This is a genomic window from Clostridium putrefaciens, assembly GCF_900461105.1.
GTDB lineage: Bacteria > Bacillota > Clostridia > Clostridiales > Clostridiaceae > Clostridium_L > Clostridium_L putrefaciens.
In genome coordinates this window covers 2,544,792-2,564,762 of sequence record NZ_UFWZ01000001.1, presented here as the reverse complement: position 1 = coordinate 2,564,762, position 19,971 = coordinate 2,544,792, and the positions used below count along the sequence as shown (strand labels likewise).

General features: G+C 29.6%; 17 protein-coding genes, 1 pseudogene and 1 other annotated feature (1 of these 19 cut by a window edge). Of the genes and pseudogenes, 15 read left to right on the top strand and 3 right to left on the bottom strand.

Translation table 11 applies throughout. The annotated features are described in order from the left end of the window. Positions 1–148: 148 nt before the first annotated feature. The 5 genes and pseudogenes from DY168_RS15290 to DY168_RS11630 all read left to right on the top strand — a co-directional run. Positions 149–316 (top strand): annotated as a pseudogene (locus DY168_RS15290) (histidine kinase dimerization/phospho-acceptor domain-containing protein); the annotation flags it as partial. Positions 317–401: 85 nt separating this feature from the next. Further along, entirely contained in the window at positions 402–1,487 is a 1,086-nt protein-coding gene (locus DY168_RS11645) for a CdaR family transcriptional regulator (protein ID WP_115641891.1), read from the top strand. A gap of 214 nt (positions 1,488–1,701) precedes the next feature. Further along, on the top strand, positions 1,702–2,952 hold the full coding sequence (locus tag DY168_RS11640) for a GntP family permease (protein ID WP_172556337.1): 1,251 nt from the start codon (positions 1,702–1,704) through the stop codon (positions 2,950–2,952). An 86-nt stretch (positions 2,953–3,038) separates the two neighbouring features. Then, positions 3,039–4,172 carry a glycerate kinase family protein gene (locus DY168_RS11635; RefSeq protein ID WP_115641889.1) on the top strand — a complete coding sequence of 378 codons (1,134 nt, stop codon included), beginning with the start codon at positions 3,039–3,041 and terminating at the stop codon, positions 4,170–4,172. Between the two features lie 140 nt (positions 4,173–4,312). Then, positions 4,313–5,671, top strand: coding sequence for a rhodanese-like domain-containing protein (locus DY168_RS11630; RefSeq protein ID WP_115641888.1), 1,359 nt, complete (start codon positions 4,313–4,315; stop codon positions 5,669–5,671). Between the two features lie 493 nt (positions 5,672–6,164). Here DY168_RS11630 and DY168_RS11620 read toward each other — a convergent pair whose 3' ends face one another. Then, complete coding sequence (locus DY168_RS11620; RefSeq protein WP_115641886.1) at positions 6,165–6,491, bottom strand: hypothetical protein; 327 nt, start codon at positions 6,489–6,491, stop codon at positions 6,165–6,167. A 237-nt stretch (positions 6,492–6,728) separates the two neighbouring features. On the opposite strand from DY168_RS11620, the gene DY168_RS11615 reads away from it, so the two are divergent. The 3 genes from DY168_RS11615 (at position 6,729) to DY168_RS11605 (ending at position 10,862) form a co-directional block, all read left to right on the top strand. Beyond that, positions 6,729–6,977 carry a DUF1653 domain-containing protein gene (locus tag DY168_RS11615; RefSeq protein ID WP_115641885.1) on the top strand — a complete coding sequence of 83 codons (249 nt, stop codon included), beginning with the start codon at positions 6,729–6,731 and terminating at the stop codon, positions 6,975–6,977. Positions 6,978–7,077: 100 nt separating this feature from the next. Continuing rightward, the gene (locus DY168_RS11610) at positions 7,078–8,799 is read left to right on the top strand and encodes an ABC transporter ATP-binding protein (protein WP_115641884.1); all 1,722 of its coding nucleotides are present in this window, start codon (positions 7,078–7,080) and stop codon (positions 8,797–8,799) included. 182 nt (positions 8,800–8,981) lie between these two features. Further along, positions 8,982–10,862, top strand: coding sequence for an LTA synthase family protein (locus DY168_RS11605; protein ID WP_115641883.1), 1,881 nt, complete (start codon positions 8,982–8,984; stop codon positions 10,860–10,862). A gap of 119 nt (positions 10,863–10,981) precedes the next feature. Here DY168_RS11605 and DY168_RS11600 read toward each other — a convergent pair whose 3' ends face one another. Then, a complete protein-coding gene (locus DY168_RS11600; RefSeq protein WP_423237253.1) occupies positions 10,982–12,172 on the bottom strand; it encodes an amidase domain-containing protein in 1,191 nt (396 codons plus the stop codon). Positions 12,173–12,305: 133 nt separating this feature from the next. Between DY168_RS11600 and DY168_RS11595 the strand changes: the two genes are divergently transcribed. The 7 genes from DY168_RS11595 to DY168_RS11565 all read left to right on the top strand — a co-directional run bounded on the left by DY168_RS11595 (position 12,306) and on the right by DY168_RS11565 (position 18,689). After that, positions 12,306–13,643 (top strand): MATE family efflux transporter, encoded by a 1,338-nt coding sequence (locus DY168_RS11595; RefSeq protein WP_115641881.1) that lies wholly within the window; start codon positions 12,306–12,308, stop codon positions 13,641–13,643. A 166-nt stretch (positions 13,644–13,809) separates the two neighbouring features. Next, positions 13,810–14,508, top strand: coding sequence for a DUF1538 domain-containing protein (locus DY168_RS11590; protein ID WP_242984121.1), 699 nt, complete (start codon positions 13,810–13,812; stop codon positions 14,506–14,508). A 12-nt stretch (positions 14,509–14,520) separates the two neighbouring features. Next, a complete protein-coding gene (locus DY168_RS11585; protein WP_115641879.1) occupies positions 14,521–14,838 on the top strand; it encodes a P-II family nitrogen regulator in 318 nt (105 codons plus the stop codon). Positions 14,839–15,142: 304 nt separating this feature from the next. After that, entirely contained in the window at positions 15,143–15,994 is an 852-nt protein-coding gene (locus DY168_RS11580) for a YkgJ family cysteine cluster protein (RefSeq protein ID WP_115641878.1), read from the top strand. A gap of 184 nt (positions 15,995–16,178) precedes the next feature. After that, complete coding sequence (locus DY168_RS11575) at positions 16,179–16,556, top strand: RidA family protein (protein ID WP_115641877.1); 378 nt, start codon at positions 16,179–16,181, stop codon at positions 16,554–16,556. A gap of 316 nt (positions 16,557–16,872) precedes the next feature. Beyond that, positions 16,873–17,463, top strand: a complete 591-nt coding sequence (locus DY168_RS11570) for a 50S ribosomal protein L25 (RefSeq protein WP_115641876.1) — start codon at positions 16,873–16,875, stop codon at positions 17,461–17,463. A 401-nt stretch (positions 17,464–17,864) separates the two neighbouring features. Next, a complete protein-coding gene (locus tag DY168_RS11565; protein ID WP_115641875.1) occupies positions 17,865–18,689 on the top strand; it encodes an aldo/keto reductase in 825 nt (274 codons plus the stop codon). Between the two features lie 159 nt (positions 18,690–18,848). Here the strand turns inward: DY168_RS11565 and DY168_RS11560 are convergent, their stop codons facing one another. After that, positions 18,849–19,646 carry a cell wall hydrolase gene (locus tag DY168_RS11560; protein WP_115641874.1) on the bottom strand — a complete coding sequence of 266 codons (798 nt, stop codon included), beginning with the start codon at positions 19,644–19,646 and terminating at the stop codon, positions 18,849–18,851. A 271-nt stretch (positions 19,647–19,917) separates the two neighbouring features. After that, positions 19,918–19,971 (top strand) — a binding site (T-box leader); it runs 171 nt beyond the window's last position.

The window sequence follows — 19,971 nt, the reverse complement described above, 5'->3', positions numbered from 1 at the left end:
TTGTTATTATAAGTACAATTATTACAAAGTTGTAATAAAAATAATTCTTATAGAATTGTAATAATAATGGTTTATCATTTAATATGTAAGAGAGATATTAAATGTATAAGTTATAAGAAAAGGAGAGAGTAACATGAAACTTGTAAAAGTTATAGATATATCGCATCAATTAAAGACGCCTTTATTTTCTCTTGTCATGTTTAATGATCTTATGAAAGAATAGGATGTATTAAAAGAAGATAGAAAAAGGTTCCTAATTTTAAGTGATGAGCAGTTAAAAAGGATGGAGTGGCTTATTATAAAAATTTTGAAAATTGCAATGGTTATTAAAAGTTTTTTAATAAGTGGATATAATATAAAAGAAATAGAAAGAATTAATATTTAGGAAAGGAGGAAGTATTATGTTAACTTATAATTTCGCCCAACAGATAGTAGATAGAATGATGAAGGTTATACCTTACAATGTAAATATTATGGATCATAGAGGTGTTATTATAGCTAGTGGAGACAGCCTAAGGGTGGGTAAGGTGCATAGGGGAGCTTTTGAAGCTATAGAAAGAGGAATACTAATAGAAGTTTATAACTCTTCGGGTGGAGCTAAACCTGGAGTTAATATGCCTATATATTATAACAATGAGATAGTGGGTGTTATTGGAATAAGTGGTAATCCAAAGGTTGTGGGGCCTTTTGCAGAGCTTGTAAAGATAACTGCAGAGCTTTTAATAAGTCAGGAATATACTTTCAAGGAAAAAAGAATGGAAGAAAGATTGAAGGATGAATTTCTACACCAATGGGCTTATTTAAATCAAGAGTATGATTTAGTATTTAAAGAAAGGGCTAAGGTATTAAATATAAATCTTAATATAGAAAGGGTAGCTGTAATTGTAAAGTCTATAGATTCAGTAATAAGTCCTAAATTTGATAAGTTAAGGATTAAGATATCAAAAGATGAATATTTAATAAGACTTAATCCCCAAACCTGTGTAATGTTTATAAAATTTAGCAACAATATGGAAAAATTAATTGAAGGAATATCATCTTTAATAGACAATGTTTATATAGGTATTGGATTTAAACAAGACATAGTTGGTTTGTCTGTAAAGCAAGCATTTAAATCCATTGAGCTTGGTGAAAGGCTCAAACCTAATCAATATGTTTACAATTATAAGGAATTTGTGCTTATTCATAGGATATATGAAGGTGGAGATACTAAAGAGATATTAGAGCCTATACTAAAACTTATAGAGGAGGGAGCGGGGTCTGATCTAATAAATACATTAGATAAATATATAAATTTAAATGGTGAAATAAATTTAGTGGCAGAATCTCTTCATATTCATAGGAATAGTTTAAACTATAGATTGCAAAAGATACAAGACATTACAGGGAAAAATACTAAGAATTATTTAGAACTGTTTCAGTTATTTAGTGCTTATACAATTTATAAGTTAGGTTGTAAGGAGGCAAATAATATTATCATAAACTAAAGCAAGCTCCTACTTCGCTACTATAGGTAGGAGTAAGTTCCGCAAGCTAAATCCAAGATTTAGGACATCACTTAAATTAATAATTAGATATATTATAGGGCGAATGCACTATAATATATGCTGTAATTTTAACAATATGACGATGATTTATGGAATGCAAAGGGTTACAATTGATGTATCGATATTAAACATATAAAAAATAGGGGGTATATCTATGGGAGTAACAGCACTAGGTGCAATAGTAGCATTAGCTTTGGCTATTGTACTTATAATTAAAAAGGTTCATCCAGCCTATGGTCTTATTTTAGGGGCATTAGTAGGTGGAATTGTAGGAGGAGCTGGACTTACTGGAACTGTAACACTTATGATAGATGGAGCAAAGGGAATAATGCCAGCCATACTTAGGATTTTGACAGCAGGCGTTTTAGCAGGTGTACTTATAGAATCTGGAGCGGCAGCTAAAATAGCAGAAACTATAGTAGATAAGATAGGCGAATCAAATTCACTGATAGCATTGACACTTGCAACATTAGTACTTACTTGTGTAGGGGTATTTATAGATGTTGCAGTAATAACTGTAGCTCCAATAGCAATTGCTATTGCAAATAAAGCAAAGCTTAGTAGAACATCTATATTAATTGCCATGATAGGTGGAGGAAAGGCTGGAAATATAATGTCTCCAAATCCTAATGCTATAGCAGCGGCAGATACTTTTAAGATACCATTAACATCAGTTATGGCAGCTGGGATTATACCCGCTGTATTTGGAGTTATAGTTACCTGTATAATTTCTAAAAGACTTATAAATAAAGGGTCATACATAATTAATAAAGAGATTGAAACCTCATCTGAAGATAAGCCAAGTTTTATAGCGGCTATATCAGGACCTTTAGTTGCTATAATATTACTTTCACTAAGACCATTGTTTAAAATTAACATAGATCCACTTATTGCATTACCTGTTGGAGGAGCTGTAGGAGCTTTTTGTATGGGTAAAATAAAGAATTTAAATAAATATTCTATTTTGGGATTAAGTAAAATGAGTGGAGTTGCTATATTACTTATAGGAACAGGTACTATAGCAGGGATAATAGCTAACTCAGGATTAAAAGATGTAATAATTAATGGATTACAAACCTTAGGTCTTCCAGCTTTCTTATTAGCACCTGTAGCTGGTTTATTAATGTCAGGGGCAACAGCATCAACTACTTCTGGAACTGCTGTTGGTAGTCAGGTTTTCGGGCCAACTATACTTGCACTTGGTATAGCACCAACATCAGGAGCGGCTATGATACATTCAGGGGCTACTGTACTTGATCATCTTCCACACGGAAGCTTTTTTCATTCAACTGGTGGTAGTGTGTTTATGGATATGAAAGAAAGGCTTAAACTTATACCTTATGAATCTTTAGTAGGACTTACTATGACAATAGTATCCACTATCATATTTGGACTACTTAAATAAGTATTTAAAAGAATATTAGTTTATGTACTAAAATATTAATTATCTTATGAAAATACTTAAATAACTATTAGAAAGGCGGATTGTTTATGAAATTTGTTTTAGCGCCAGATTCATTTAAAGAGAGCATGAGCGCAAAAAGTGTAGCTAAGGCAATGGAAAGAGGTATTAAAAAGGTTATGCCTGATGCAGAGTGTATCCATGTACCTATGGCAGATGGAGGGGAGGGGACAGTACAGTCACTTATAGATGCAACAGAGGGGATATTGTATGAAATAGATGTCAAGGGACCTCTTTTGAATACTGTAAAGGCAGAATTCGCAATACTTGGAGATGGGAAGACTGCTGTTATAGAGATGGCAAGTGCAAGTGGTATTCAACTTGTTAAAAAAGAAGAGCGTAATCCGCTTTATACAACAACCTATGGTACAGGACAGCTTATAAAGGCTGCTCTTGACAAGGGTGCTACTAATATAGTTATAGGTATAGGGGGAAGTGCAACTAATGATGGTGGTGCAGGTATGGTTCAAGCTTTAGGGGCAAGACTTTTAGATAAAGACTTCAATGAACTTCCTTATGGAGGTGGACATCTCATAAATCTAAAAAATATAGATCTTAAGGGATTAGATCCTAGACTAAAGTATGTTACAGTAGAAGTTGCTTGTGATGTTAATAATCCATTAATAGGACCTAAAGGTGCATCTTATATATTTGGGCCACAAAAGGGAGCCACAAAAGATATGGTGGAGGCACTTGACAATAGCCTTACTCATTATGCAAATATAATTAAAAGTTTACTTAATAAAGATATAGCAAAGGTTGCAGGCTCAGGTGCTGCAGGTGGTCTTGGGGCAGGTCTTATGGCATTTTTAGATGCGAGGCTTGTAAAGGGTGTGGACTTAGTTATAAAACATACCTGTTTAGAAGAAAAGATGGAAGGGGCAGACTATGTATTTACTGGTGAGGGAAGCATAGATGATCAAACCATTTTTGGAAAGACTCCAGTTGGGGTGTCTAAAACAGCACTAAAGCATAATATACCAGTAGTAGCCTTTGCAGGTAAGGTATGTTGTGAAGAGCCACAAAAGCTATATAAAGAAGGAATAACGGCTATTATAGGCATAGTTCCAGGAATAGTAACACTAAAAGAAGCTTTAGAAAATGGTGAAGAGAATATAGAAAGAGCTTCAGAAAATGTAGTAAGACTTATAAAAGGGTTATAAAAGGGGAAATATTTAATAAACCTATAGTTGAAGCTATAACTATAGGTTTATATTATTATACAGGATTAATTAAAAGTTGTATAATGTATTAAAAAAGATAATGAAAATTAACAATTTAATATTGTAAGAGGAGAATTTTAATGAATAATATAAAAAGAATCATCATGACTTTAATCATGATATTAATAAGCTTAGCTTTTATTACTGGATGTTCAAGTAAGATTAAGCCAGAAGAAGCTAAAAAAGAATCTAATGAAATCAAAACTTTAAGCACAGAACAATTGCAAGAAAAAATAAGTGATTCTGACTGGGTTATTGTAGATGCAAGGTCAAATGATTCTTTTAATGGATGGAAATTAGATGGAGCTAAAAGTAGTGGACATATTAAGGGTGCTACTGATTTTTCAGCTAATTGGCTAAAGGTAGATAAGAAGAATAAAGATAAAGAACTAAAAGAAGTTATGAATATAAAGGGAATTACAAAGGAAAAGAATATAGTTTTATATGATGTGAATGAAAAAGATGCTAATGAAGTAGCAAATTACTTTAAGAAAAATGGTATAGATAAATTATATACATATAACCTTAAAGAAGATTCAAAGGATGAACTAAAACTAGAAAGCTACGAAAATTATCATCTATTAGTTCCACCTAGCTGGATTGAAGATGTGATAAGTGATAAAAAACCAGAAAACTTTAAAGGTGGATCTTATAAAATATTTGAAGTTAGTTGGGGAGATGAAGCAAAAGATTACAAAAAAGGACATATTAAAGGAGCTGTACATATAAATACAGACGAGGTAGAAGAAGGACCTATTTGGAATCGTGTATCAGATGATGAGCTTGAAAGGTTTGCACTAAATAATGGAATAGATATAGATACTACAGTAATACTTTATGGAGAAGATCCTATGGGATCATTTAGATTAGCAGCGATATTGAAATATATGGGTGTTAAAGATGTTAGAGTTTTAAATGGAGGCTTTGGAGCATGGAGAGGTTCAGGATATGCTATCGAAACTAAAGAAAATCCAAAGATAAAGATAAAATCATTTGGCGCGATAGTACCTTTAAATAAAGATTATATTGTAGACATGCCACAAGCAAAAAAAATACTTTCAGATAAAGAAGGAAGTAAGCTTGTAGATATAAGAAGTCTAGATGAACATACAGGTAAAATACCAGGATACCCAGATATAACAGCAAAGGGTCGTCCAAGTGGTGCAGTTTGGGGGCATGCTGGCTCAGATTCACAACATTTAGAAGAGTTTAGAAACATAGATAATACTATGCGTAACTCGTCAGAAATACTGTCAATGTGGAAGAAAGAAGGTATTATGCCAGATCAAAGATTAGCATTTTTCTGTGGTACAGGATGGAGAGCAGCAGAAGTTCAGATTTATGCTGAAATCATGGGAATAAAAAATAGTTCAATCTATGATGGCGGGTGGTACGAATGGAGTTCAAATACGGAAAACCCTGTAGAGACAGGAAAGTAATGATAGCTAAGATTTTATTAATTAGCTTAGAGATTATCAGCTTAACTTTTGCCTTTGTAATGCAGTATTTAAGTAAGAAAAAGATGGGGGTCATGAGATATTTAGTTTTTAAAAATCGGGTGTATAAAGAAACATTCCTAAATAATTATTGGATAAAAGTATATATAGTATGTCTTATTATGGGAGTTATAATTTGTGCAATGTTACTTGTATATATGAGTAAAGTTAAAAATAATAAGATAAGGTTAGTACTGATTTATTTAATTATAATAAATTCAGTAGCTATTTATTTTATTATTAAAATAGATAGCATAAAACTTTTAGCTTATCCATATTTTTTAATTACCATATTTATAGTTTCAATAATAGAATTTATTAGATTAATATATTATATTACACAAACAAACTTGTAAAAAAGGGGATATCCATTATAGAAATTAATTTCTATTTTAGATATCCCTTTTAATATTTAAATTAAATTTATTAAGGATAATTATCTTAAGCCTGTTATTTTTCCCTTTAAAGCCTTTATTCGACCATTTACATAAAAAGATAGTTCTTTCCTATCATTTTTAATTTCCACAGGTGCATTAGCAATTATGTTAATAAGATCTAATCTATTGATTTTTATGTTTTCTGCTAATTCTTTAGCTAAAAATCTGTGTTTTATGTCCCAGTAACACTTATTGAATTCATCAGATTGTCTTTTGTTATAATATCCTTTTTCAGCTCCAAATTGAAAAAGATCTGCTGCTGATTCTAATTCTTCTAAGTCTTCAACCTCTAAAGTTTCATCCATAAGATTTTGAAATAATTTCATTATAAACTCCTTTTCTAATCTGTATTATGCCATTTTACTTCAATATTTATGTTTATACATAAATAAAAGTCACTTTAGCACATCAAGATTGTAAAATAGACAAATTTAATATTAATATATTATGTGACAAATGTAAATATATTATTTAATATATTATAAAAAAGGTATATGTAAATTAAAATAATAGTGTGATAGAATATAAGAAGGTATGAAAATAAATAAAAGGGAGCTTTAAATATGGTTAGTAAAAGAGAAATTAAAAATGAAACCTTTTATAAACATTTTAAGGGGAATTATTATAAAGTTATATATATAGCTAAACATTCTGAAACTCTTGAAGATATGGTAGTTTACCAACCGCAATATGGAGATATGAGTATATGGGTTAGGCCACTTTCTATGTTTTTAGAGCAGGTAGAGTTTAATGGTAAAGTAGTAAATAGGTTTGAGGAGTGTGGTTATAAAGATTTAAATACAGATAAGTAATTAAGATTAATTCTAAATAATAAGGTGGTATTTATGTATCCTTATAAATAATAGCTTAAGAAATTTAAATACTATCTATAATAATTGAGGTGATGGGTCAGTGTTCAAAAAGTTTGTAAGTTATTACAAGCCTTATAAAAAACTTTTCTTTTTAGATATGCTATTTGCTATTGTAGCTGTTTTATGTGATTTGTTTTATCCAATGATGACAAGAAAATTAGTAAATGATAGCATCCCAAATAAAAATTTAAGAATGATAACTATATTTGCAGGAGCCCTTTTAGTCATATATATAGTTAAGGTTGCTTGCACTTACTTTATGCAGTATTGGGGGCATGTAGTTGGTGTTAGGATGCAAGCAGATATGAGAAGGGATTTATTTAAACACCTTCAAAAACTTCCTTGTGATTATTTTGATAACAACAAAACAGGGGATATTATGTCAAAGATGATTAACGACTTAATGGATGTATCAGAGCTTGCACATCATGGTCCGGAAGACTTGTTTATATCAATAGTTATGATAATAGGTTCGTTTTTAATATTGATCACAATAAATACACCTTTAACTTTAATAGTTTTTGCATTTGTTCCGTTTGTATTTATATTTGCTTTTGTTAAAAGAAATAAGATGAAAAGGGCCTTTATGGAAACTAGAGTTAAAACAGGGGATATAAATGCTAGTTTACAAAACAGCATATCTGGAATAAGGGTATCAAAGGCCTTTGTAAGTCACAATCATGAACTTAAAAAGTTCCAAATAGGAAATAGAAATTTTAAGGTAGCAAGGGAAAGAGCATATAAAGCTATGGCTGAATACCATTCAGGCCTTGGATTTTGTACAGATCTACTAGATTATGTAGTTTTAATAGTTGGTGGATATTTTACTTATCAGGGAAAGATAAATATTGGAGACTTTATGGCATACATATTGTACGTTAAGATGTTTACTCAACCAATAAAGAAACTTATAAATTTTGTAGAACAATATCAAAATGGAATGACAGGATTTAAAAGGTACATGGAAATATTAAGTGAGGAAACTGAAAAAGATAAGGAAGATCCAATGGCATTTAATAATGTTAAAGGAAAGATAGATTTTAAGGACGTATCTTTTAAATATGAAGATAAAGATATTTTAAGTAATTTAAATATAGAAATACAAGCAGGTAAAACCCTTGCCTTAGTTGGTCCTTCTGGTGGAGGTAAAACAACCTTGTGTAACTTAATACCAAGGTTTTATGATGTGGATTCTGGGGATATACTAATAGATAATAAAAGTATATACGATATAAGCTTAGAAGATTTAAGAAGTAGCATAGGGCTTGTACAACAAGAAGTCTTTTTATTTACAGGTACAATAAAAGAAAACATTTTATATGGTAACCAAAAAGCTAGTGATGAAGATATTATAACAGCAGCTAAAAGAGCTAATATACATGAATTTATAATGTCGATGTCAAAAGGTTATGATACATTCATTGGTGAGAGGGGTATTAAGTTATCAGGTGGTCAAAAACAAAGAATATCTATAGCTAGAGTGTTCCTTAAGAACCCACCAATACTTATATTAGATGAGGCAACTTCAGCCTTAGATAATACTACAGAGTATATGATACAAAAGTCATTAGAAGAGTTATGTAAAGGTAGAACTACAATTGTTGTAGCACATAGATTATCAACTATAAAGAATGCGGATAAAATATTAGTTTTAACTGATAATGGTGTAGAAGAAAGCGGAAGTCATGAAGAGTTATTAACCTTAAATGGAATATATAGTAACCTTTACAATGCTCAATTCATTAACAATGTAGTTTCTTAGTAAAATAGTCAAAAGAATTAATCTGCAACGAATAATCCACGGCTGCATTAAAGAAAGAAGACAAGCTGTGGATTATTTTCATTTAAGTATAGAGTTGATTTAAGAATTTTAAAGTAAAAAATATTTTATAGTACAAAAAATATCATTATGAGTGTTATTAGGTATAATTTAGGGGGAATTTTATGAATAAATATAAGTCAGAAGAAGAAAGTCAAGGATCTTTTGTTGGAAATGTTACTAAGAAAATAAAAAGTGTAGATTGCATGTTTATATTAACCTATTTTATTATTTTAATTAAGGATATATTTATGTTGTCTATTATACATAGTAATAATATAAATATTTTTAATATAAATATTATAATGCAGTTTATGGATCCAAGAAAGATGAGGATTTTTACACATTCTTCAATAATAATTATAATTCTATCGTTTGCATTTTTATTTAAGAAAAAGGGTAGACTTAAGTTTTATATTACTGTAGATATTATATTTTCATTACTTATGATTGTAGATCTTATAACTGCTAGATCTATAGGAGGATTCATTACATTAAATTATTTGAAACATGCAAATATAAGTTTTAAGGATATATTTAATTTTTACAAATATATAAGACCTATAGATATAATATTTTTAATAGACATACCGTTTATTTTAAAAAGGTACAAAAGTGATGCTTTATTTTATAAGGAAAAAAGAAAGGTACTAGCATTCATCCTTGTATTTATTGTGGCTATATTTAGTTCAAATTACCTACATAAGATGTTAGATGTTAAGGAAAAGGTTGAAGATGTGGGATTCATAACCCACTACTGGGAACCTTTTGGTAGCATATATGATACTTCACCTTTAGGATATATAGCATTTGATTTTTATGATGAGTTAAAGGGAAATAAAAAGTCTGAACTTACATTGGAAGATATAGATAATATTGAAAATTGGTTTAAGGCAAATAAAGAGGAAATTCCTGAAAATGATCATAAAGGAATCTTCAAAGGTAAAAATGTTATCTTAATTCAGACTGAGTCAGTTGAAAACTTTATGATAAATCAATCTATTAGAGGGGAAGAGATTACTCCTTATTTGAATAAGATGATTAAAAGTAGTTTATATTTCCCGAACTTTTATGATCAAACAAACTCGGGAGTAAGTTCTGATGCAGATCTTATGACAAATACGGGCATATTTCCTATAAGGGGTAAAAGTACCTTTTGGGAAAATCCTTATACTGAGTATGAATCTCTACCTAAGATACTAAAAGATTATAAGTATAATTCTTTATTGCTCCACGGAGAAAAAGGTGGTAATTGGAACTTCAAAATTGCTACAGAAAACATGGGTTTTGATCAGATTTTGGATAAACGTGTTATTGATATAAAGCCTGAAGAGGTAAATTACCTTGGGGGTATATCAGATAAAACTATATTAATGTCACTTTTAGATAATGTAGCAAAGATGGAAAAACCATTTTATGGACATGGGGTAATTTTAAATTCACATTATGGCTTTGGATATGTACCAAAAGAGGAATGGAGGTTAAATCTTCCTTCAGATTTAAATGGTAGTATGGTGGAAAAGTATCTTCAAAGTGTAAGTTATGTGGATAAAGAAATAGAGTGCTTTATGAATGAACTTAAAGAAAAGAATTTAAATAAAGATACTATAGTAATAATAACAGGAGATCACGGTGGACTAAACAAGTATTGTATGGAAGATGCTTCACTGTTTAAAGATAGCTATCCATGGATGGTAGAAGAGCACCCAAAGGTTCCTTTCATAATATATAGTGAAGGATTTGAAGGGCAGACTATAGATACCATAGGAGGACAAATAGACATACTACCTACCTTGTCCTATCTTTTAGGTGTGGACAAAGATAAGTATGCAAATTCCTCTGTAGGAAAGGTTCTTGTAAATACTAATAAAAATTATACTCTGTTAAATGACAATAGTATAGTTGGAGATATAAAAGAAGAGGAAAGAGAACACATATTAGATGGATTTTGGGTTTCTCATAATATTATAAAAGGAAATTATTTCAAGGTAAAATCTAATAAATAGTAAATAAATTTTAATATATATATGAAGACTAAAGGACTTTGGAGGATTTATCCAAGAGCCTTTAGTCTTTTTACTATTAATAATTTATAGAAGGATATTATTTAAAATATTTTAAAGGGTTACCTCATATGGATTAAATAAAAGCCTATATTTTTATCTCCCCAACCTAAATCCCAAGGTACATGATATCTATCTGTAGTATGAGAATTTATTAAAGGATATCCATGAGAATCAAAACCTGTAACTATAGCAAAATGATCTACATCACTACCCTTTGCGTATGCAATAACATCACCTAAATTAAGTTTTGAGATTTCTCCATTTGGATTAGTTTTAGAAGGTGCTGCAAGAGTATTAAATGTTCCTTTTTTTATTAAAGTACCTCTACCACTGTATATAAGATAATTTTTAAAAGCATCTGCATTTACAAAAGCAGAACTACCACTAGCACCCTCAGTTTTATTATAAACACAAAACCAAGTCCCATCAAAGTTTAATCCACCGCCCTCTTCCTTGTCACCTATGCATTGAGATACATAATTGGTACAGTTACCTCCAATCCCAGTGAAGTTTTTGTATTTCTTATTATATTTTTTACCATCACTAATAGCCCAGGGTATTCCGCAATATCTGTCAGCATAATTTACAGCCTCTAATCTATTATATTGACCCTTTTTCACAGTAGGATAAGAAGGTTTAGGTTTATAATAATTAGGTATTTTAAAGTCAAGAGGGGACTTTGAAATATGAATATCCTCTTTTATTTCACCGGAATAAGCCTTTAATGCATCTTCGAAACAATCAGTATACCAATCATTATATATTACAAATTTATCTTCTCTTTTTATAATCTCTAATGAATGTAATAAGCCTACACCAAATATGTTTTCAGTTAAAGGATCATCCTCTTTATAGTTATATTTAAATTTGTAGTACTCATCTAAGGTTATTTTGAAACCTTTATTAGTAGGACTTATTCTTTTTATTGTAGATTGAGAGCTTACATCAGTAAAGACCATATCTCTTTTATATGCCCAGTCCCTAAGATACTTTATTCTTTTAACCTCATGCTCGAGGGACCACCTACCAAATTTATTTGAGGTGTCAAAATGGGTAGGGAGGGCTGAAAGATCACCATCTAAAAAGGACATACATCTAGAATTATATATAGAGTTTATTACTTCTTCAATCTCTTCTTTTGTTTCATCGCTTACCTTTTGTTCATTTAAAGCACTAACATTTGAAATATTAAACATAGTAAAAAGTATAGTGAAAAATATAATTAAAATATTAGATTTTTTTTTCATAATAAATCCCTCCAGCATTAAACATGGTTCTAATATAGTATTTCCAAAGATACACTTTAATATAGACAAAAGTTATAAGTATTTAGTGATATATAAGGAAATGCTTATAACTAATAACAATTCTTAGAAGGTTTTTATGAATAAAAAAAATGACGTCTTAAATGTATCGCTTCCTATAATTAGTCAGATGTTAGTTTATACATTCATGTCTATTTTTGATATGATGATGGTAGGAAAATATGCAGGAAATAAAGCTGTAAATATATTAGGCCTTAGTAATGCTATGGTTACAATTTTTATAAATATAATTATTATAAATGGTATATCAATAGGTATGATATCAATAATATCAAGGTATATAGGTGCTAAAGATAGTTATAAAGCATCTCTTTTTTCTTATAATGGAATTATGATTGGGCTATTTATGGGTTTAATTATAACTGCCATAACATTCTTATTTGGAAATCAGATATTGTATCTAATGGGAGCTAGAGGTGATTTATTATATATAACTTTCAACTTTAGTAAGATAAATGCAGTAGCTATGTTTTTTTATATAATATCTAGCTTGGTAAATGCCATGTTTATAGCTTATGGATATAGTTATATTCCATTACTAAGTTCTTTGATTCAATTTGTTACTAAAATATTTTTAAATTATATTTTTATGTTTATTATATTAAAAAACCACATAAATATAAATGTTGTAGCTATTTCTTCGTTAATTTCTTATATAGCTGGTTTTATATTTTGTATTTGCATGGTTAGAAAATATAGATTTAAATTTAATATCTTATTTAAGAATCTTAAGTTTTCGTTAAGTATAGCAAAGGAAATAATAGAGCTATCTATTCCATCTTCTTTTGAGGAGGCAGCTTATAGCATAAGTAGGCTTATATGTACAAGTATAATTATGTACTCAGGAAGTATGTATTTTTCAGCTAATGAAATTGCAAATACTATAGAATCTATATCTTTTATGCCTGGTACTAGTTTTGGTATTGCTACAACTACTCTTGTTGGAATTAAAATAGGGGAAAGGGATATAAAAGAAGCTAATACGGTTGCCTTTGAATGTGCATTTTATGCTTTAATTATGATGTGCAGCTTCTCTTTGATCTTTCTTTTTATGCCTAATTTTCTTGTTAAATTTTTTGTGGGTAAGGGTGACTTAAAGGTAGCCTATCTTGCAGGCAAGTGCCTTGCAATAAGCGCAATAGAACAGCCTTTTATTGCTATATCTTTAGTTTTTGCAGGAGGATTAAAGGGACTTGGAGATACCAAAACACCATTTTATATATCTGTATTTACAGCCTTTTTTATAAGGCTTCCTTTAATATATTATTTTATGTATATATTAAAATATAATATAACTGCTGTGTGGTGGATTACGGCATTACAATGGGGAATAGATGGTGTATTAATGCTTATATTCTTTAAATATAAGATATTTAAAAGGTTAACAAAGTATTAAGAAAATTGCAACTTGTTGATATGAGCAGACTACTTTGTTATAATAAGGTGCGGATTAAAATGATATGGTAAGGTAGAGGGACATTCTAGTGTATAAGTAACCATATTTAATGATATTTGTTCACTTGTCAAATAAAATAACACTTGACATTCTGGGAGGGGTTTATTTGGTTTTAAACATTTTAAAAGGATTGGCTTTAACGGCTAAAGATATAATACCTGTATCTTTATTTTTAATAGTATTTCAGATCTTTGTACTTAAAAGTCCTATAGGAGATATTAAGCCACTTATATTAGGTATTGTATTAAGTACTGTTGGTTTGTATATGTTTATAAAAGGTTTGGAAATTGGGCTTATGCCACTAGGAAGCTCTGTAGGGTCTAAATTACCACTATTAGATAATAAGCTACTAGTGATAGCCTTTGCATTTATACTTGGATATACCACAACACTTGCAGAACCGGCGTTAGCATCTTTGGCTATGGAAATAGAAGAACTTTCAGTTGGAACCATGAATAATAAATGGCTCATTCATGCAGTAGCAACAGGGGTTGGTATAGGAATATCACTTGGTATGATAAAGATAATGTATAGTATTCCGTATACTCATATAATAATACCAATGGTATTGATTGCATCAATTCTTGCTTATTTTGCACCAAATAGCATAACTGGTATAGCCTTTGATTCAGGGGGAGTTACTACAGGCCCTGTTACTGTTCCATTAAACATGGCACTAGCCATAGGACTATCCTCTGTAATAAGTGGCAGCGACCCTTTACTTGATGGATTTGGTATAATAGGTCTAGCTTCCATTACTCCTATAATTGCTGTATTATTATTAGGTATTATAGTAAAGTTTTAAGGAGGGTATTTTATGTTTGAAGTAGAGGCTATTATAGTCATAGTTGATAGAGGAAGAGCTCATAAGTTAATTCAAAGTGCCAAAACTGTAGGAGCAAAAGGTGCAACCACCTTCTATGGACGAGGAACCGGAGAAAGCGAAGGGAAAAGGTTTTTTAATTTAGATGTAGAGCCTTCTAAAGAGGTTATAATTATACTTTCAGAAAAAGAAAATAGTAAAAATATAATGGATGAGATAATTAAAGTAGGAAGGCTTAATGAACCAGGTACAGGAATAATATTTACAATGCCAGTGTCTAGCCTAGTGGGATTACATCATAGAGAACTTTAAAAAAGATAGTATAGACTATGTTTATTTTAAATACGCTCATTAAAAGGTTAAAGTTATAAAAGAGATATTAATTACGTTTAAAGTAAAGGTAATTAATATCTCTTTTTGCATTTAAAATTAATTGTATTTAAAGTGTATGCATTTAATAGATGTATACACTTTAAATGGAAAAACTAATACATTTAATATAATGGGTTCCATTTTATGTGTAAATATTAGACAGATTATTTAAATATATGATAGAATGCAATAAGCTTTCCAATAGAAGCTATATAATTTTAAAAAATCTTTAGGAGTGAGTTAGTTGGGCAGTATTATTATGAAAGAAAAAAGGGTAAAGGTTAAAGATCAAAATCTTTGTCTTTGTAATAGTGGTAAAGCGTATGAGGAATGTTGTAAATCAAAAAAACAAGAGTATTATACATTAGGTAAAAATTATGAGAATAAAGACATGATCTTTAATCATACATCTAATATGAAAGTTTATGATGAAATAACAGATTACGCTATGTATAACATTTTTGATTTAGAAGGACAATCAGTTTTAACTATTAGTAAATCAATGGAGATTTTAAATAACATATATGAAAAGGTTAATAGGGGAATGAATCAATTTTCACATTTTGCTCCTTGTAAAAAGGGATGCTCTTCTTGTTGTAGTCTTTATGTAGACCTTACAGCTATTGAAGCAGAAAATATTAGAAGATATGTTGTAGATAATAAAAGCGATGATGAAATAAATGCTTACAAAACAAAGTTAAAAGAAATCAAAGAAGAGGTAGAAACTACTTCAAGACCTTATGAATTAAGCAAAGAAGAATTGGATAAGCTACATTATGAATATGCTTTAAAGGATATTCCTTGTATATTTTTAAATGAAGAGGGGGCTTGCGGTATATACGAAGCTAGACCTTTAAGTTGTAGGAAGTTTATAGTATTTTCAGCTAGGGATAAATGTGAAGATAATGTTTCAAAAGTAATATCACCAAATTTAGCTCCCACTAATATAGGGAGACTTGCAATAGATCACTTATCCATGATTACAGGAAGATATAAGAATTTAATTTATATAAATGAAGGGGATAAGAGTCCAATTAAAAGGCCGCTTATGCAGTGGATTGAAGAAGACTTTTATGATATAAATAGAAAACCTTAAATTAAGGTTTTAGTTATAAAGTTAAGGATAGTACATGAATTAAAAGTTGAAATAAAAGGAATTAAAATGTATTATAATACTATAGATTAAGTAATGTAGTTAAAGATAGTTAAAGGTATTAACTAGGTTTAAAATCATATTAATTAATCTAAAATTTACACAAGTTGAATAAGGAGGAATAGAAATGAATAAAGAAGTTATATTAACAAATGATGCTCCGGGGGCTATAGGACCTTACTCTCAAGCTATAAAGGCGGGTAACTTTATTTATACTTCAGGTCAGTTGCCAATTAACGCAAAGAATAATGAATTAATGGAAGATATAAAAAGTGCTACAGCGCAGTGCCTTGAAAATGTTAAGGCTATATTAGAGGAAGCTGGAACATCTATGGATAAGGTTGTTAAAACACTAGTGTTTTTAAAAGATTTAAATGACTTTTCAGATATGAATGAAGTATATGCAAGTTATTTCAAAGAAAATCCACCAGCAAGATCTTGTATTGAAATTTCTAAATTACCTAAAGATGCTATAGTAGAAATAGAAGTTGTAGCCTTAATATAAAGTGAATAAAGATGTGATACGTTAAATATATGATTTCTAAGCTTTAGCTTGGCTAAAAACATCTTTGAAACTTAGATATATGTTTATAACTACATAGAAAAGATTGCGTAAAAAGCCTTGTTTAAAACAAGGCTTTTTTTAGTGGATGGGACCAAAAATTCTAAATATTAAGAAAATTATTTGAACAAAGGGTTAATAAAGTATAAACAAAGGCTCATAAGCCTTGACATAAAAAACCATTGGTATAGAATTAGGCATATAAATCACTGTAGATGACTGGTCTACTTGAATTTATTTTAAGAAAGGGGTAGATTAGATGCCAGTAGATAATATACTAGCTTTAGAAAGAAGCTCAAATGTAAAAAGGATAAGAAGAGAGGGATTTATACCGGGAGTAATTTACGGACAAGATTTTGAGGCAAAAATTGTTCAATTTGATTTTCTTGAACTAAATAAACTATTAAAGGATAATACAAAGACATCTAGATTTAAAGTTAATATTGGGGATTCAAGCACAAGATGTATAGTTAAAGAAGTTCAAAGAGACGCAGCAACCGGAAAGCTCATCCATATAGATATGCAATCTATAAGCGAAAACGAAGAAATTAAGATCAAAATTCCAATTACATTTACAGGTAAAAGGATGATTGAGAGTAAAAATTTAATGATCGAAAATTACTTAACTGAATTAGAGTTAAGTGGTAAAATGAAGTATATGCCAGAAGGAATTGAAATAGATGTAGAAAATAAAGAGCTTGGTGACAAAATCATTGTAAGTGATATAAAGATAGATTCTAATCTTGAGGTCCTTGAGGATAAAGATGAAGTTGTTGCATTAATATCCTCAGCAAAACAACAAGAAATGAAGGCTGATGAAACAGAAGAAGCTGTAACTTCTGAAGAATAAACCATCATAAAGGGATTTATACATTATAGAAAAGTAATGATTTATAAAATGTAATAATACAACTATTATTTACTATATAATTAAATATAAAAACAATATATAATAAAAAACACTATAGAGTAGATGTTAAAAGGTCTACGATAGAGTGTTTTTTATTATATTGACCTTAAAACCTGGTATCCTTATGGGTGGGATACGTTTACCTGGTAAGATACAGAAAGACTTAGGTTTTGGTTGAATAGAATTTAAAAAGGTTGGTGAATCTTTATTTAATTATCTATGTTATAATAAATCTAAATTATAATCTTAAAGGTGTTAAGTTTATAATTTGGATTTATTGATGATTTTACATAATAAATACATATATTAAAAAAGGTATTAAGAGCATCAGGAGGTATAAGATGAAAAGTTTTACTAAAAGTTTTAAGTTGAATAATGGTGTACAAATGCCTTGCTTAGGATTTGGCACTTTTGAAATTGAGAATGATGATGCTATTAAAGATTCCATATTAGAAGCTTTAAAGGCTGGATATAGGCATATAGACACGGCTTCTATGTATAAAAATGAAGACGGAATAGGAAATACAATTAAGGAAAGTGATGTTTTAAGAAGAGAGATCTTCCTAACAAGTAAGGTTTGGAATGGGGATCATGGATATGATAATACACTTAGAGCTTTTGAAGCGTCCCTTAAAAAACTTAAAACGGACTATTTAGATTTATACCTTATACATTGGCCTAAAGATTTAAATAGACAGACATGGAAGGCCTTGGAAAGGCTTTATGATGAAAAGCTTATAAGGTCCATAGGTGTTAGTAACTTTAAAGTACATCATTTAAGTGAGATTATGGTAAAAGCTAATATATGTCCTATGGTAAATCAAGTTGAATTCCATCCTCGGCTTCAAAATAAAGAGGTTTTAAATTTTTGTATGAAAAATGGTATTCAGTTAGAAGCTTGGGGACCACTTATGCAAGGTGAAGTCTTTTCTATAGATCTTATGAAAGATCTTTCTATTAAATATAATAAAACCATATCACAAATTACATTAAGATGGGATATTCAAATGGGAGTTGTAACAATACCTAAATCAGTAACTAAAAGTAGAATAAAAGAAAACACAGAGATATTTGATTTTGAGATCTCTTTAGAGGATATGGAAAAGATAGCTTCTTTAAATAAAGAAGAAAGAATTGGGCCTGACCCAGATGAAATTACTTTTTAATCAATTAATTATGCCGTTTTAAAAATATATCTTAATACAAATCGCGATTCCATTTAAAATTTTAGAATGAATTCTCATTTTTTTTAACTAAGACATGAATAAATATTAAGCGATGCTTTAGGCTATATAAGTATACTTATATAGCCTATTTTTCATGAACTAATATTTAAATATCAATTTACCTATAACTACAGCATCTTTTTTTGATAAAAGCCATTTGTTAGTAACGCTATCGTCGAAATAGTATAAGGCACCATTACTTGGATCAGATCCATATAAGGCTTCTTTAGCAGCCTTTTTTGAACTTTCTGAAGCTGGTTTATTTATAAAACCATTCATAGTAGGGGTGAATTGATAGTATCCATCACTTTTATCGTAAACAACATCTTTAATTGAAGATGGGAAAATAGTACTCTTAACTCTGTTTAAAACTACTGCAGCAACAGCTACCTTTGCACTATAAGGTTCTGATTCTGATTCAGCGGTTACAAGTCTAGCTAATAAATCTAGATCTTCATTAGAATATTTCATTATAGCACTTTTATTTTCAATTGGAGTATTTAGATTTTTGTTTGGTGTATTTACTACATCGGATCCCTCTTTTGGTATAGCTAATACTTGACTTTGGTATATTAGATTTCCATATATGTTATTTGCAAGTCTTAGATTATCAATGGAAATACCATGATTTTTTGCTATTTTAAATAAGCTATCTCCTGATTTAACGATATACTCTGTAGAATTTAAATATAGCTTTTCACCAGGATATATTAATGAAGATTTAAGACTATTATCATTCATTATAGTATTATAGGAGACATTAAATAACTTTCCTATTTTAAAAAGTGAATCACCACTTTTAACCGTATATGTAGCAGCTTGTACATAAGTAGATGTAGATACTAAAACTAATAAGCTACAGGTTAGTACTTTAGATTTTAAAGATTTTAATCTCATTTATAATCCATCCTTTCGTTACTTTAGATTTAAGTGTAGTGTAACAAAGGCTTGTCTAAAAAATCTATAGTGGATGGGTGGTATAGGTGGACATAAGTGGGTAAGAGGTTTTGAATATTACAATGGAACTTTCTACTATACAATGATGTTATGTGATATAATAATGTATAGATAATAATGGTTTATTTATCTTTTATTATTTTTGTTTATTTACAAAAATAGTATTGACATTATATTATAACGTGATATAATTTTGTACAATATTAAAAATATAAATACAGTGAAGAGAACAGTAGGTTGGATAGGAATTTAAAGAGATAGGATA

Coding starts and splice junctions, on each gene's coding strand:
- DY168_RS11645 (WP_115641891.1), top strand. CDS start 402: ATGTTAACTTATAATTTCGCCCAACAGATAGTAGATAGAATGATGAAG.
- DY168_RS11640 (WP_172556337.1), top strand. CDS start 1,702: ATGGGAGTAACAGCACTAGGTGCAATAGTAGCATTAGCTTTGGCTATT.
- DY168_RS11635 (WP_115641889.1), top strand. CDS start 3,039: ATGAAATTTGTTTTAGCGCCAGATTCATTTAAAGAGAGCATGAGCGCA.
- DY168_RS11630 (WP_115641888.1), top strand. CDS start 4,313: ATGAATAATATAAAAAGAATCATCATGACTTTAATCATGATATTAATA.
- DY168_RS11620 (WP_115641886.1), bottom strand. CDS start 6,491: ATGAAATTATTTCAAAATCTTATGGATGAAACTTTAGAGGTTGAAGAC.
- DY168_RS11615 (WP_115641885.1), top strand. CDS start 6,729: ATGGTTAGTAAAAGAGAAATTAAAAATGAAACCTTTTATAAACATTTT.
- DY168_RS11605 (WP_115641883.1), top strand. CDS start 8,982: ATGAATAAATATAAGTCAGAAGAAGAAAGTCAAGGATCTTTTGTTGGA.
- DY168_RS11595 (WP_115641881.1), top strand. CDS start 12,306: ATGAATAAAAAAAATGACGTCTTAAATGTATCGCTTCCTATAATTAGT.
- DY168_RS11585 (WP_115641879.1), top strand. CDS start 14,521: ATGTTTGAAGTAGAGGCTATTATAGTCATAGTTGATAGAGGAAGAGCT.
- DY168_RS11575 (WP_115641877.1), top strand. CDS start 16,179: ATGAATAAAGAAGTTATATTAACAAATGATGCTCCGGGGGCTATAGGA.
- DY168_RS11570 (WP_115641876.1), top strand. CDS start 16,873: ATGCCAGTAGATAATATACTAGCTTTAGAAAGAAGCTCAAATGTAAAA.
- DY168_RS11565 (WP_115641875.1), top strand. CDS start 17,865: ATGAAAAGTTTTACTAAAAGTTTTAAGTTGAATAATGGTGTACAAATG.
- DY168_RS11560 (WP_115641874.1), bottom strand. CDS start 19,646: ATGAGATTAAAATCTTTAAAATCTAAAGTACTAACCTGTAGCTTATTA.